General features: G+C 68.4%; 14 protein-coding genes. 8 read left to right on the plus strand and 6 right to left on the minus strand.

The annotated features are described in order from the left end of the window. Nucleotides 1–10: 10 nt before the first annotated feature. From HCA44_RS10620 to HCA44_RS10640, 5 genes are all read right to left on the minus strand, one after another. Nucleotides 11–727: a lysoplasmalogenase gene (locus HCA44_RS10620; protein WP_169648521.1), complete on the minus strand. Its 717-nt coding sequence runs from the start codon at nt 725–727 to the stop codon at nt 11–13. A 31-nt stretch (nt 728–758) separates the two neighbouring features. Next, on the minus strand, nt 759–1,274 hold the full coding sequence (locus HCA44_RS10625) for a DUF1992 domain-containing protein (protein WP_169648522.1): 516 nt from the start codon (nt 1,272–1,274) through the stop codon (nt 759–761). A 13-nt stretch (nt 1,275–1,287) separates the two neighbouring features. After that, nucleotides 1,288–1,932, minus strand: coding sequence for a polyketide cyclase (locus tag HCA44_RS10630; protein ID WP_169648523.1), 645 nt, complete (start codon nt 1,930–1,932; stop codon nt 1,288–1,290). 70 nt (nt 1,933–2,002) lie between these two features. Beyond that, a complete protein-coding gene (locus HCA44_RS10635) occupies nt 2,003–3,397 on the minus strand; it encodes a glutamate decarboxylase (RefSeq protein WP_169648524.1) in 1,395 nt (464 codons plus the stop codon). 302 nt (nt 3,398–3,699) lie between these two features. After that, nucleotides 3,700–4,890 carry a hypothetical protein gene (locus HCA44_RS10640; protein ID WP_169648525.1) on the minus strand — a complete coding sequence of 397 codons (1,191 nt, stop codon included), beginning with the start codon at nt 4,888–4,890 and terminating at the stop codon, nt 3,700–3,702. A 768-nt stretch (nt 4,891–5,658) separates the two neighbouring features. On the opposite strand from HCA44_RS10640, the gene HCA44_RS10645 reads away from it, so the two are divergent. From HCA44_RS10645 to HCA44_RS10680, 8 genes are all read left to right on the plus strand, one after another. Further along, nucleotides 5,659–6,171, plus strand: a complete 513-nt coding sequence (locus HCA44_RS10645) for a hypothetical protein (RefSeq protein WP_169648526.1) — start codon at nt 5,659–5,661, stop codon at nt 6,169–6,171. A gap of 120 nt (nt 6,172–6,291) precedes the next feature. Further along, a complete protein-coding gene (locus HCA44_RS10650; RefSeq protein WP_169648527.1) occupies nt 6,292–6,732 on the plus strand; it encodes an SRPBCC family protein in 441 nt (146 codons plus the stop codon). A 71-nt stretch (nt 6,733–6,803) separates the two neighbouring features. Further along, the gene (locus tag HCA44_RS10655) at nt 6,804–7,265 is read left to right on the plus strand and encodes a MarR family winged helix-turn-helix transcriptional regulator (RefSeq protein ID WP_169648528.1); all 462 of its coding nucleotides are present in this window, start codon (nt 6,804–6,806) and stop codon (nt 7,263–7,265) included. 59 nt (nt 7,266–7,324) lie between these two features. Continuing rightward, entirely contained in the window at nt 7,325–8,590 is a 1,266-nt protein-coding gene (locus HCA44_RS10660; RefSeq protein ID WP_169648529.1) for an MFS transporter, read from the plus strand. A 295-nt stretch (nt 8,591–8,885) separates the two neighbouring features. Then, on the plus strand, nt 8,886–9,326 hold the full coding sequence (locus HCA44_RS10665; RefSeq protein ID WP_169648530.1) for a hypothetical protein: 441 nt from the start codon (nt 8,886–8,888) through the stop codon (nt 9,324–9,326). Between the two features lie 91 nt (nt 9,327–9,417). After that, nucleotides 9,418–10,398, plus strand: a complete 981-nt coding sequence (locus tag HCA44_RS10670; RefSeq protein ID WP_169648531.1) for an alpha/beta hydrolase — start codon at nt 9,418–9,420, stop codon at nt 10,396–10,398. A 69-nt stretch (nt 10,399–10,467) separates the two neighbouring features. After that, nucleotides 10,468–11,829: a sensor domain-containing protein gene (locus HCA44_RS10675; protein WP_169648532.1), complete on the plus strand. Its 1,362-nt coding sequence runs from the start codon at nt 10,468–10,470 to the stop codon at nt 11,827–11,829. A 5-nt stretch (nt 11,830–11,834) separates the two neighbouring features. Then, entirely contained in the window at nt 11,835–12,482 is a 648-nt protein-coding gene (locus HCA44_RS10680; RefSeq protein ID WP_169648631.1) for a response regulator transcription factor, read from the plus strand. Nucleotides 12,483–12,486: 4 nt separating this feature from the next. On the opposite strand, the gene HCA44_RS10685 is transcribed toward HCA44_RS10680, so the two are convergent. Beyond that, nucleotides 12,487–13,101 carry a hypothetical protein gene (locus HCA44_RS10685; RefSeq protein ID WP_169648533.1) on the minus strand — a complete coding sequence of 205 codons (615 nt, stop codon included), beginning with the start codon at nt 13,099–13,101 and terminating at the stop codon, nt 12,487–12,489. Between the last annotated feature and the right edge of the window lie 45 nt (nt 13,102–13,146).

A 13,146-nucleotide genomic window follows, 5' to 3' on the forward strand; every position in this document is an offset into this window, starting at 1 on the left:
GATGCCTGTGTCAGTCGCGCAGTGCCCGCGACCGGCCGAGCGCGAGCATGCCTTCCACCAACAGCAATTGCGCCGCCGAATACGTCGCGAGCACTGCGCCTTCCGCGACCGCGCGGCGTCGCCTGCCGTTCAGCACCAGGCGGCGCACGACGATGAGCCCGTCCGACAGAGTGAACAGCAGACCGCCCGCGCCGAGCCGGCTCCGTGGGTCGTCGCCCGGCACCGGCACGCCCGCGACGACGTTCGTGCCCGGCGTCAGCGCGGGATCGCCGGACAGCGCACCGGTGGTGCCGAGCGTGAGGCCGTACGCCGACAACGGCGCCGCGACCGGACGCGAGCGCGCCCACAGCCCGGTGGCCGCGACGGCCCAGCCCGCGGCGCGCGGCACCACGGCGGCGGTGGTCGGCTTCGCACCGTGACGCACCAGCAACGCCGAGTAGCACGCCTGCATGACGGCGAACGCGGCCGCGCCGCGCACGATGCGCGCGTCGTCGTCGGGATCGATCATGAACACGTCGCCGACCGTTGCGGCGGCCAGTCCCGTCGCGAGCAGCGCGGTGTCGACCGGTTCGGTGCCGCGGCGCCGACGCCACACCATGACACCCAGGCTCGGTGCGATGAGCGGCTTCGCGACCCGCTGCAGGGTCTCTCGCCCGGTGACGCCCCCGACGACCGTCGTCGCCGCGGCCGCCGCGAACACCGCACGCTCGATCCACTTGCCCGCCATGAGCCTCACCCTTCCGTGATCACCGATGCCGTCACGGTAGCCGCAGCAGCCTGCGCCACCACGCCCGGCGGGCACGCGGTGCGGGCGTCGCCGCTGCCGCGGCGATGCCGGTAGGCCGCTGCGCTGCCGCTTCGCGCTGCGCCGCGCGCCATCCCTCGACCAGCGCGTCGACGTCCACGAGCGAGACCGGGATCATCGGCCCGCTCGGAGCACGCAACCAGTCCACGATCTGCCGGTTGAGCGCCGACGCGGCCGCGCGCACGTCGCTCTCGTCACGGTAGCGACGCACCGTCTCGGGTAACCGCTCGGCCTGTCGCCGCAGTTGCAGGGGAAGGGGCAGCAGCGCGTCGTTCGGCAACTGCTCCCGTTCGAGGTACTTGCGCACCCAGCCGAGTTCGCCGCCGTCGTCGGGAGGTATCGGTTTGCCCGTGCCCGGCAGGTCGTCGAAGTCGCCGCGTTCCTCCGCGAGTCGGATCTGCTTGTCGACCCAACTCTCGAACGACTGGCCGTGGGGCTTGCGCCCCGGGCCGTCTGGTGTCTCGGTCACCCTTCCGATTGTGCTACTGCTGCTCGTCCTCGACGATCTCGTAGCTCGTCCGCGCGTTCTCGGCGGCGCGGCGCGCGTCGTGCTTGCGGGTCCCGGAATCCTCGGCGACGGTGGCCCACTCGTCCGCACTGAGCGCGAGGAAGCGTCGCCCCTCGTCCGACTTCGCGAACGCGAGGTTGTCTTCGGGGCTCAGTGGTTCGCCCGTCGCAAGATGGGTCGCGAGGCTCATCAGCGTGAGGTCCCAGCCGATCCCGACGCCGCCCGGACCGAACTTCTCCCACACCTCCTGGGCGATCGGGATGTCGTGTTCGAGTGTGAGCGTGGACGACTCGGCGCGTTCGGACGCGAAACGCACGTCGACGGTGCTGCGGTCGAGCGAGTAGATCCACGTCGCGGTGTACTCGTGCAGCGGATCGCACGTGGTGATCTGCCCCGACGCATTGCCTTCGAGCTGGTACTCGCCGTACAGCTGCAGATCGCCCGAGATCGGCAGGAACCAACTCGAGATGCCCCGCGCCGTGGCACACGCCTCCCACAGCCGCTCCACCGGCACACCGAACGTCTGGGCGACGGTGAACGAACGCGCCTTGCCGACCTCGAGGTCGACCTCGCCGGTCGACCGGTTCACCGCGGCGATCTGTGCATTGGAGTCGATCATGTGGCAGTTCTCCTCTCGCACCGATGCGGGCACAGGCACCCTTCGCCCATCGTGCCCCGACGGCCGCTCGTCAGTGGTGGAATCCGGGGTGTTGCTCCGGTGCGGGCAGCGGCCGGTCGAGCGAGTCCAGGTAGGCGACCTCGGTCTCGAGGTCGTCGAGCAACGACGACGCGAGGTCCCGCCCGAGCCCGTTGCGCACCACGATCCGCTGCACCGTCAGATCGGCGAGGTCGTCGGGCATCGGATACGCGGGCACGAGCCAGCCCTTCGTCCGCAGCCGGTCCGACAGGTCGTACAGCGTCCAGTTGTCGGTGTGCCCGGGCCGCTGGCGCCACGCGAACACCGGAATGTCCGCAGCGTCGTTCCACAGTTCGAAGGCATCCATCGCGCCAACCCGGTCCGCGAGCATGCTCGCAACGTCGAGCGAGCTGCGTTGCACGCGTTGATATCCCGAAAATCCGAGCCGCAGGAACAGGTAGTACTGCAGCAACACCTGCGCGCCGGGGCGCGAAAAGTTCAACGCGAAGGTCGGCATCTCGCCACCCAGATAGCTGACCGAGAACACCAGGTCGTCGGGCAGTGCCTCGCGGTCACGCCACACCGCCCAACCGAGACCGGGATACACGAGCCCGTACTTGTGACCCGACGTGTTGATCGACACCACGCGGTCGACCCGGAAGTCCCACGCGAGATCGGGCCGGCAGAACGGCGCGATCATCGCGCCCGACGCGCCGTCCACATGGATCCGGACGTCGAGGCCGCGGTCACGCTCGATCGCGTCGAGCGCCGAGGCGATCTGCTCCACCGGCTCGTACATCCCGGTGTAGGTGACACCCATGATCGCGACGACACCGATCGTGTTCTCGTCGACGTAGCGGTCCAGGTCGTGGCCGTCGAGCACCTTGTGGTCCTCCGAGATCGGCACATACCGGGGCTCGACGTCCCAGTAGTTGCAGAACTTCTCCCAGCACACCTGCACGGCACTCGACATCACGAGGTTCGGCCTGTCGACCGGTTCGCCTGCCGCGCGGCGCTTGTGTTGCCACGTGCGTTTGAGCGCGAGACCGCCGAGCATGCACGCCTCGGACGAGCCGACCGTCGACGTCCCGATCGCATGCGCCGGGTCGGGTGCGTGCCACAGGTCGGCGAGCATGCGCCAGCAGCGTTCCTCGATCGCGGCGGTCTGCGGATACTCGTCCTTGTCGATCATGTTCTTGTCGGCAGCTTCGCCGTAGAGGCGGTTCGCCTGATCGTCCATCCACGTGCCGACGAAGGTGGCGAGGTTCAGCCGGGCGTTGCCGTCGAGCATCGCTTCGTCGTGCACGAGCTGAAAGGCGGTGTCCGGCAGCGATTCCCCGTCCGGCAACCGGAACCGCGGCAGCTCGGTCGCCTCGCCGGGACGGGTGAAGACCGGATTGATGCCCACGGTGTCGTCCGGGTTCCGGGCTCGTCGCGCGGCGGACATGGCGGCCTCCTCGGCGGTTGCGACGGCAATCGTGCCTGTTCGCACCGTACGACGCGGGCAACCGCGGGCGGGGCGTTTCGGCGTCGCTGCGCAGGGCGCACGGCGTGGGATCGTGTCCGGCCGGACGCACCCCTGCTTGTGCAGCAGCCGCACCTCCGTTATGTAGACGCACACCGACTCGCCGAGCGATTACGGGTGCGCGCGCACATTCGGGGTGCGGGTGTGCGAGTCACCATGGCCCGCGTACGACGGAGCCCCGCCGACCGTGTGGTCGACGGGGCTCCGCGATACGAGACCTGGTGTCAGGCGACTGCCGGGGCAGGCGCCGGAGCGGGCTGCAGGCCCTGGCCGATCGCGTCCGCCGCGGCGTGCGCGGGGTCGAGAAGGGCCTTCGCTGCCTCGTCGGCCGCGTCGATCTGGGCGAGCATGCCGTCGCCGTTCGGCTGCGCGGCGATCGCGTTGCGACCGTCCCACAGTGCCGACTGGAACGCATCGCTGGTGCCACGCGCGGCATTGACGACGCCCTGGCCACCCGGCATCGCCTCGACCTGCGAGACGACCTCGCGGGCCTTGTTCGTCAACGGGCCCTTGTCGAAGGACTCCTCGGGAGCGACCTCACCGACGTTCTGGCCGGCACCGTAGGCGCCACCGATCACGCCGCCGATGGTGCCGCCGATCGCGCCGCCGACAACGGCAGCCGGCACGCGGCCTGCTGCAGCACCGATTCCGGCACCGATTCCGATGCATCCGACCATCGCGTATGGCAAGCAAGCGACCTCACCGACGACAGGTATCGACATCACACCTGCACCGGCCGCTGCTCCCACGCCAGCGCCCACCAAGGCGAAAGGAGCGCCGAGCACGACTGCACCGGTCGTGGCGCCGATGACGACGCCCGCCGTCGTACCGGCAGCGACGCGCTGCGCGCGGTTCGTCGGCACGCCGAGCGAGTTGAAGAACGTCGCACCCTGGGCCTCGAGGACGGCGGACGTGTTGTTGACCTGGTTGCCCTGCTGCTCGGTCATCCAGGTGGGACGATCGGCCTTGACCATGCCGAGGCGGACCTTGCCCTCTTCGGCCTGGATCGGCTTGACGAGACCGTTCTCGGTGAGCGAGGCATCCTGCTCGACGGCAGGCTGTTCCACGACGGGCTGCTCGGCCTGCTCGCCCGAGTAGTCGCCTTCGTCGTAGTAGTAGTACACCTCCTGCGCGGCCTGCGGCTGCGGCGCCGGAGCGGGCGTGACCGTCTCCACGAGAACCGAGTCGGGGTCCTGCTGTGTCTCGACGTTGCGATAGGCGCCGGGATCGAAGCCGGGCACGTACTCCCAGTCCTGCGTCGTGGTGACGCCGGGCTGACTCGTGCTGGGCGAGGACGGCGACGTCACGCCGGGCTGGCTCGTGCCGGGCGACGACGGCGACGTCACGCCGGGCTGGCTCGTGGTGGGTGCCGCGGACGCGTGGCCCGCGGTGGCCATCACGGCGACCGCCGACATGGGAACGATTGCCGCGAGGCCGATTACGGGACGGCGTGGCCTCCGATGTCTCGCCATATTCTTCTGGTCTCCTTTGTGCTTTCGAAGAGGGTGATGAATCGATTCGCTGTGCCGGAGCACACGCGGAAACTGCGCGTCCACGTCGTGGACGTCGAGACAGGGTTTCTACGTCACCGGACACTCCCGGCGTGTGCCGTCGACAGCGCGATGCAGCGCGCGCGATCGTGCGGCACGAATCCGCAACGCCGGGCGGTTCGAGGAACAGTGCGGCGCACTCCGGACCGGATATGCGCGACGGACGTCGACATGGAGATCCATGTGGTCGAGCACTGTTCACCACCCCCTTTGATTCGCCGAACCGAAGCTCGGCCCCCCGGAAAATCGCTTCTTCGTCACGACAGAGTATCGAGGCTCTGCCGTGACGTCGCTCCGAGCCCCTGGTCGGAGCGGGACGACTGTAACCCGACCGGCCGTTGTTGCGATAGTCGAGGCCGGTTCGGACAAGCCGGACGCGTCTGAATCCGAGCCATAGATGTGAGCAGCACCACTCGAAGTACGCTTCCCGGTGAACCCACAAGCCCCATCCGGGCGCACCTGCCACACCTTTCCCGGAGTGCGGGATCACACGACGCGACGCCGCATCGGAGCACCGTGCGCGCGAGCAGGTTTGGAAGACGGCTCCGGAATGTGAGAAAGTGCCGTCGCCGACCCCGACGATTCGTCGAACAGCGTCGAGCGGGGGGTTTCACATTTCTCGAGGGGGAAGTAATGAATCTACGTAAGTCAGTGCTGCGCGTCCTCGGCGTCGCAGCCATCGCAGTGGGCACCGTCCTCGGCACCACCACCACCGCGTCGGCCGATCCCGCGCCCGCAGCCGGATGGTGGCCGTATGGCGGCACGTTCGGCGCCCTGGGGCAAAACGCATGGTGCAACGGGCTCGTCGACATTCACGTCGAGACCGACCCAACCAAGCCTGCCTGGGCAAAGGTAACCGCCGTGTCACGCGGCATGAATGGCAACGGCCCGGAATGGGCAGCCAACCCCAAGTGCAAGCTCAACGTGACGGTTGCATGGAGCGATGCTATTGCGCCCTTCTATCACACAACCGCGATGCCGGCCGAGTTCGGACCTGAGCCTGGCGCTAGCGTCAGCACCGAAATCCATCCCAGCTCGGGCCTGGCAATGATCGGCGCCAGCACTTCCTATGCGGACCCGACAACCTTCCAGTTCCAGCCGCAGATCAGTTACGGCGGAGGCCAGGGATTCTTCATCATCCCCTGATGGCCCACAGCGCCAACGAGCGGTGAAGCAGCCCAGCTGCTTCACCGCTCGTGTCGTCTCACGGGTATGACAAGCTCACTGCAGCCCATCGCTTCGCCGCAACCGGGACGAGGAGAACACGTGACCGAGATCCACCACAGCGCGTCGGCAGCGGTGGCGCGCAGCGTCGCATTCGCCTACGTCGACGACTACCGCACCGTCCCGGAGTGGTTCTTCGGCATCACCCAGTTCGACTCGATCGGCGACCACGATCACGACCTCGGCGCACGCTACGACGCCGCGCTGCGAATCGGCCCCAAGTCTTTCGGGTCGATCCTCGAAGTCACCGAGTGGGAGCAGGACCGGGTGATCGTGCTCGAATCGATTCGAGGCTTCACGACGCGCTCCCGATGGCGATTCGACGACGCCCCCGACGGCGAAACACGACTCACCGTGGACTTCGCGTACGAACTTCCGGGCGGGCTCGCCGGCAAGGCGCTCGCGCGCATCGTCGAGCCGTTCGCCGTGCAGGCCGTGCGACAGACCGAGGCAACACTGCGCCGCAAGCTCGCCGCCCTCTGATCCCGACCCCCCACTGACACCGAGGTCACGCGTCTTTACATAGATAGTTAGCCTATGTAAGCTGTTTTCACGTGAGCAACGACGACGCCGAACTGCACCGGCTGCTCGTCGACCTGGTGACCAACTCGAGTCGATTCGCCAAGATCGCGAGCTCCTTCGGACCCGACACGCATCCCAACTCGTGGATGCGGGCCCTCGCCGTGTTCGACGAGCACGGCGAGCTGCGGATCAGCGAGTTCGCGCGGCTCTACCGCTGCTCGCAGCCGTCCGCGACAGCGACGATCAAGCGACTCCTCGAGAAGGACCTCCTCGCTCGAAGACCCGATCCGCACGACGCGCGGGCAGTGCGCGTCACGATCACCGAGGACGGCCGGAACTGGTTGCGCACCAGCAAGGACGAACTCGCCGACGCCGTCGCACCGCTGTTCCGCGATCTCGAACCGGCACAGTTGCGCCGGCTCTCGGACGGCCTCGAAGAGCTCCGCACGATCCTCAAGTCCGCCGTGGCGATCGGTACACCCACCGACCGTTGACGTCCGCCGGAACACCCCGAAAACCGGCCTGCACCACACATTCCGTCTCAACAAAGGAGGTGGCCGTGAGTTCCACGACCGCGACCGAAACCGAACACTCCACCGGGGCTCCGCCCAGCCTCCTGAAGCAACCGAAAGCGGTGTGGGCGGTCGCCTTCGCGAGCGTCATCGCATTCATGGGCATCGGGCTCGTGGACCCGATCCTCAAGCCGATCGGCGAACAACTCGACGCGACGCCGTCGCAGGTGTCGTTGCTGTTCACCAGCTACATGCTCGTCACGGGCGTCGCGATGCTCATCACCGGCGCCGTCTCCAGCCGCATCGGCCCGAAGAAGACCCTGATGTTCGGGCTCGCGATCATCATCGTGTTCGCTGCCCTCGCGGGCAGCTCGAACACCATCAACCAGATCGTCGGATTCCGCGCCGGCTGGGGACTGGGCAACGCACTCTTCATCGCGACGGCGCTCGCCGCGATCGTCGGCGCCGCCAGTGGCGGTGTCGCCAAGGCGATCATCCTGTACGAGGCGGCACTCGGCATCGGCATCGCCGTCGGGCCGCTGGTCGGCGGCGTACTCGGCGACATCAGCTGGCGCGCACCGTTCTTCGGTGTTGCCGCACTGATGGCCGTGGCATTCATCCTGATCATGGTGCTGCTGCCGAAGGCTCCGAAGCCCGAGCACCACACGTCGCTCGCGGCCCCCTTCCTCGCGCTACGCCATCGCGGTCTGCTGACCGTCGGCATCACCGCACTGCTGTACAACTACGGCTTCTTCACGCTGCTCGCGTACACGCCGTTCCCGCTCGACATGGGCGCCTACCCGATCGGCTTCATCTTCTTCGGCTGGGGTGTCGCACTGGCGATCTCGTCGGTTTTCCTCGCGCCGCGGCTGCAACGCCGCTTCGGGACACTCAACATGATGATGGCGTCGCTGCTGCTGTTCGCGATCGACCTCGGCGTCATGGCGTTGTTCACCGAGACCAAGGTCGTGCTGATCGTGTGCGTCGTGCTCGCGGGCCTGTTCCTCGGCGTCAACAACACACTCATCACCGAGACCGTCATGATCTCGGCACCCGTCGAGCGCTCGACCGCGTCGGCCGCATACAGCTTCGTGCGGTTCGTCGGCGGCGCTGCTGCACCGTGGGTTGCCGGCAAGCTGGGCGAAAGCAACGTCCACATGCCTTTCTGGGTGGGAGCCGTGTGCACCCTCGCCGCAATCGTCGTGCTCTCCACCGGCCGGAAGATCCTGGCCCACGTGGACGATCACGATCCCGAACCGCACAGTGTGGACGAAGCCACCGCGGTCACCGTGGGCGACGCCGACTGACCGACGCGCTCACCGACGACGCCGGGCTCCCACCCAGGGGCCCGGCGTCGTCGTGTGAACGGGGTTGAACGGGCCCGGCGAAATGTGAAAAAGTACGTGAGCCGGTCTGGAAGCAGACCGTGTTCGGGGGGCACACGCAAGGGGGATGAATCTCGCACACAGATGTGTGTTCGCAAAGCGTAACGACTCTCGCTCGCTGATCGGACATCGCGGTGTCCATCGCGAGACGCGCTCGCCCCTCGATCGCACCTACATGCATCCGTCCCCCACCGAGGGCGGGCTGAAAGGAACATCGATGAGGCACAAGTTCTTCGCCGCTGCTGCAGCCACCGCGCTGACTGCAGCCGGGCTCGCCTTCGCGGCAACTCCCGCGACCGCCGAACCCGCACCCCAACTGCAGATCCTCGGGCCGGACCTCCTGCTGGCACCGGCAGGAGACTGCTACGGCTCATTGCACACCCGCACCGAGAACCTACACACTCCCGAAGGCGACGTCCGTATGACGTTCACGCCGACGGGCACATGGGGAACCCACCCCGGTTGCACGGTGCAAGCGTGGGTCGGCGAGATCAGCGGCGCCACGCCGGTGGGCCAGCGTCATGACGTGGTGGTCGACTCGGGCCCGACCAGCATCGATCTGCGCCTCGGCAAGGGTCTGTCGATGCTTACCCCTGGGTCCAATCAGCCGTTCGGCATGGGGGGCGGCGGATACACCTGGGTCGACCCGCTCGGCTGAGCATTCGCGCGAGCAACGTGGGGCCGGCGACGTGCGCACCGGCCCCACGTTTTCGTTGTGCCGGCGACGTGCGCGTGCGTATAGTCCGCGCATGGGTGAAAGCGGTTGCACCACAAGCGTGATTCACGTCAACGGCGTCGACCTGCACGTCGCCGAGCAGGGGTCGGGTCCTGCGGTGGTCTTGTGCCACGGATTCCCTGGCCTGTCGTACTCGTGGCGGCACCAGCTGCCTGCACTCGCGGCCGCCGGTTATCGCGCGATCGCACCCGACATGCGCGGCTACGGGCGTTCCAGTTCCCCCGGCGATCCGTCCGAGTACGACCGGGTGACCACGGTCGCCGACATGATCGGTTTGCTCGACGCGCTCGGCATCGAACGGGCCTTCTTCTCGGGACACGACTTCGGCGCACAACTCGTGTGGGATCTGCCGCGCTGGGCGCCGGAGCGCGTGGCCGGGCTCGTCCAGTTGAGCGTCCCGCTCACGCCGCGCCCACCCGTGGCACCGAGCGTCTCGTCGGCGCATCTCGCGCGCAAGCACTTCCTGCACCTGCACTACTTCCAGGAACCGGGCGTCGCCGACCGCGAACTCGACGCCCGCCCCGCCGACTTCCTCGCCCGCGTCATGTGGGCGCTCAGCGACACCGACCGGTACCTGCAGGTCTGGGGTCATCCGTCGGAAGGCAACGGCTACCTCGACGTCCTGCCACCCGCGCCGGAGCTGCCCTGGCCGTGGCTCACCGCAAGCGAATTCGACCACTATGTCAATGAATTCACCCGCACAGGCTTCACCGGTGGACTCAACTGGTACCGCGCGGCGGACTACGTGTGGCACCAGAACGCCGACCACGCGCACGTGCCGATCGAGGTACCGACGGCGTTCGTTGCCGGCGACCGCGACCCCGTGCTCGCCATGATGGGCACCGACCCGCTGGACACGATGCGCAGCCTCGCGCCCGGCCTCGAATCGACCACGCTGATCGACGGCGCAGGCCACTTCGTGCAGATGCAGGAACCGGACCAGGTCAACGCCGCGATGCTCGCGTTCCTCGACCGGCAACCGCGGTGGGTGTAGCCAGCCACACCCCGAATCGGCGAGCTCACCCCCTCGCAAGAGCCGCGTGCGCACTGCAAGATCGACGTCATGAGCTACGCCTCCACCGAGCCGGACGCGCCCCCGTCGAGGGGCGGCAGCGCCCTTTCCGTGTTCCTGCGCGCACCGTTCGCGGCCCGCACGTGGCGCGAAGCGCTGTACTGCCTGGTCGCGGGGGCCCTCGGCGTCGTCGGCATCGGATATCTGTACGTCGGCGTCGGCGGCGGGCTGCTCCTGTCGCTCACCGTCGTCGGTATCCCGATCCTCGCGGCCGTCGTCGCGGGTGGCCGCGCGTGGGGCGCGCTCTACCGCGCGCTGGGCGGCACGCTGCTCGGTAGCCGCACCACCGCGCCGCCGCCACTGCACACGAAACCGGGCGTGCTCGGGTTCATCGGTTCATGGCTCACCGATCGCGCGGGGTGGCGGGGCCTCGCGTTCGTCCTCGTCAAGGGAATCGTCGGGCCGGTACTGGGCTACCTCGCTCTCGTGTTCAGCGCGATGTCCGTGTTCACGGCGATCTCGCCGATTCCGTGGGTGCTCGTCCACCCCACCAACATCGACGAGTACGGCAACGAGCGGCACTCGATGTTCCAGTTCGGCTCGGTCTACTTCGACACGTGGCCGAAGATGCTTGCGGCATCGGCGGTCGGGGTCGTCGCATGCTTCCTCGCGCCGTGGCCGATCCGTGCGATCGGCGCGCTCGACCGATTCCTGATCTCGGCGCTCCTCGGTCCCACGGCGCGCGACACACGCGTGCACGAACTCGAGACCACCCGCGCTGCTGCCGTCGAGGACGCGTCGGCCACCCTTGCACGGCTCGAACGCGACCTGCACGACGGCACCCAGGCGCGACTCGTGACGATCGCGATGGCGCTGGGCCGCGCCGAGGACCGGATCGCGCACGGCGGCGACGCCGCACCGCTGATCGAGGACGCGCGGACGTCCGCGAAGGAAGGCCTCGCTGAGCTGCGTGAGCTCGTGCGCGGAATCCACCCGCCCGCACTCGATCTCGGGTTGGCACCGGCACTCGAAACACTCGCCGCGCGTAGTCCCGTCCGCGTCGACCTCGACGTCGCGCTCGCCACGCGCCCGTCGCGAGGCACCGAAACCATCGCGTACTTCAGCGCCGCCGAACTCCTGACCAATGTCGTCAAACATGCCGGTACGGGCCACGCGTCGCTCACCGTGCGCGACGACGGCGCCACGCTCGTACTCACGGTGCGCGACGACGGCGCAGGCGGTGCCGACCCCGCGACGGGCACGGGCCTCGCGGGTCTCGCCTCACGCGCGGCCACCGTCGACGGCAGCGTCGACGTCTCGAGCCCCTCCGGTGGGCCTACCGTGGTGACCGTGACACTCCCGCACGCCGCCCCCGAGGCACTGTCCGGACCGGCCTTCCGGGGGCGGCCGTGACCGGCCTGCGGGTCGTCGTCGCCGAGGACAACGCGATCCTCCGCGACGGGCTCGTCGCGTTGCTCACCGACCGAGGGCACGACGTCGTCGCCGCGGTCGGCAACGCGGACCTGCTGATCGACGCGGTCGACGCGCACGTGCCGGATGTCGCGGTCGTCGACGTCCGGATGCCACCGACACACACCGACGAGGGTCTGGTCGCGGCGGTCGCGTTGCGGCGACGCCATCCCGGTGTCGGCGTACTGGTGTTCTCCCAGTGGGTCGAAAACCGTTACGCCACGGAGCTCCTCGCGGCAGGCGCGGCGGGCGTCGGCTATCTCCTCAAGGATCGTGTCGCGGATGTCGGCGAGTTCGTCGACGCGCTCACCCGGGTGGCGCGCGGCGGCACCGCCCTCGACCCGGAAGTGGTGGGGCAACTGATGGGGTCGTCACGCGAGCGTGATCGTCTGGACCGGTTGACCGCCCGCCAGCGCGAGGTGCTGAGCCTCATGGCGCAGGGTCTGTCGAATTCCGCGATCGCCGACGCGCTGGTCGTCACCGAACGCGCCGTCGAGAAGCACATCGGAAACATCTTCGTCGAGCTCGACATCCCGCCGTCGGACGCCCATCACCGACGGGTCCTCGCGGTGATCACCGCATTGCGGGAGCGCTGATGCGTCACGGGCTCCAGTGCGCGGGCCCCGGCCACACCGGGCCGCACAGACCGTCGGCGCGCGAGCATCGCGCCACGAACGCCTCCGCATGCGGATGGGCTTTCGCGTCGTCGATCACCTCGTAGTAGAACTCACGCACCGGCGCCGCCCAGTAGCCGCCGTCGAGCGCGCGCAGCCCGTGATCGGTGCGGGGACACAACACGACATACGCCTCGTGCGGCTGGTCGATCGCGCCTTCCCAGTCGTCGGGCTGCAACCACGTACGGACGCCGACGTCGAACAGCCGCGCCACGACTCCGGGAATGCCACCCGCGGTGGGGAACACGGAATCGAACGTGCGGTTCCCGAGAGTGTGCAGGCCGAACTCGAAGGCGGCGTTGGTGGGCGGCAGTGCGGTGTCCTCGTCGCCCACGCCGCCGACGTCGGGCGGCAACGCGAGCCGCGCCTTCGCGCCGGTGCCGACGCCTTCGAGATACGCCTCGAGCGCATCGGGATCGACGAACCGCTCGTGCTGCACGCCCGGTTGCGTGAAACCCGCGAGAAAGCCTTGCTCCCACAGGTCGGCTCGCGCCGGCTCGCCCGCGAAAGGGTTGTCGGCAGCAGAATTCTCGTACCCCATGACCCGCTCCCATCGTCCGAGGACGGTTGCAGCTCAATCGTGCCA

Source organism: Rhodococcus sp. HNM0569 (assembly GCF_012726205.1).
In the GTDB taxonomy this organism is placed as follows: Bacteria; Actinomycetota; Actinomycetes; order Mycobacteriales; family Mycobacteriaceae; genus Rhodococcus_F.

What these genes read in the sequence shown, in the direction of transcription:
- HCA44_RS10675 (WP_169648532.1), top strand. Translation starts at nt 10,468, where the DNA reads ATGAGCTACGCCTCCACCGAGCCGGACGCGCCCCCGTCGAGGGGCGGC.
- HCA44_RS10640 (WP_169648525.1), bottom strand. Translation starts at nt 4,890, where the DNA reads ATGTCGGCGGTCGCCGTGATGGCCACCGCGGGCCACGCGTCCGCGGCA.
- HCA44_RS10630 (WP_169648523.1), bottom strand. Translation starts at nt 1,932, where the DNA reads ATGATCGACTCCAATGCACAGATCGCCGCGGTGAACCGGTCGACCGGC.
- HCA44_RS10635 (WP_169648524.1), bottom strand. Translation starts at nt 3,397, where the DNA reads ATGTCCGCCGCGCGACGAGCCCGGAACCCGGACGACACCGTGGGCATC.
- HCA44_RS10665 (WP_169648530.1), top strand. Translation starts at nt 8,886, where the DNA reads ATGAGGCACAAGTTCTTCGCCGCTGCTGCAGCCACCGCGCTGACTGCA.
- HCA44_RS10670 (WP_169648531.1), top strand. Translation starts at nt 9,418, where the DNA reads ATGGGTGAAAGCGGTTGCACCACAAGCGTGATTCACGTCAACGGCGTC.
- HCA44_RS10645 (WP_169648526.1), top strand. Translation starts at nt 5,659, where the DNA reads ATGAATCTACGTAAGTCAGTGCTGCGCGTCCTCGGCGTCGCAGCCATC.
- HCA44_RS10620 (WP_169648521.1), bottom strand. Translation starts at nt 727, where the DNA reads ATGGCGGGCAAGTGGATCGAGCGTGCGGTGTTCGCGGCGGCCGCGGCG.
- HCA44_RS10685 (WP_169648533.1), bottom strand. Translation starts at nt 13,101, where the DNA reads ATGGGGTACGAGAATTCTGCTGCCGACAACCCTTTCGCGGGCGAGCCG.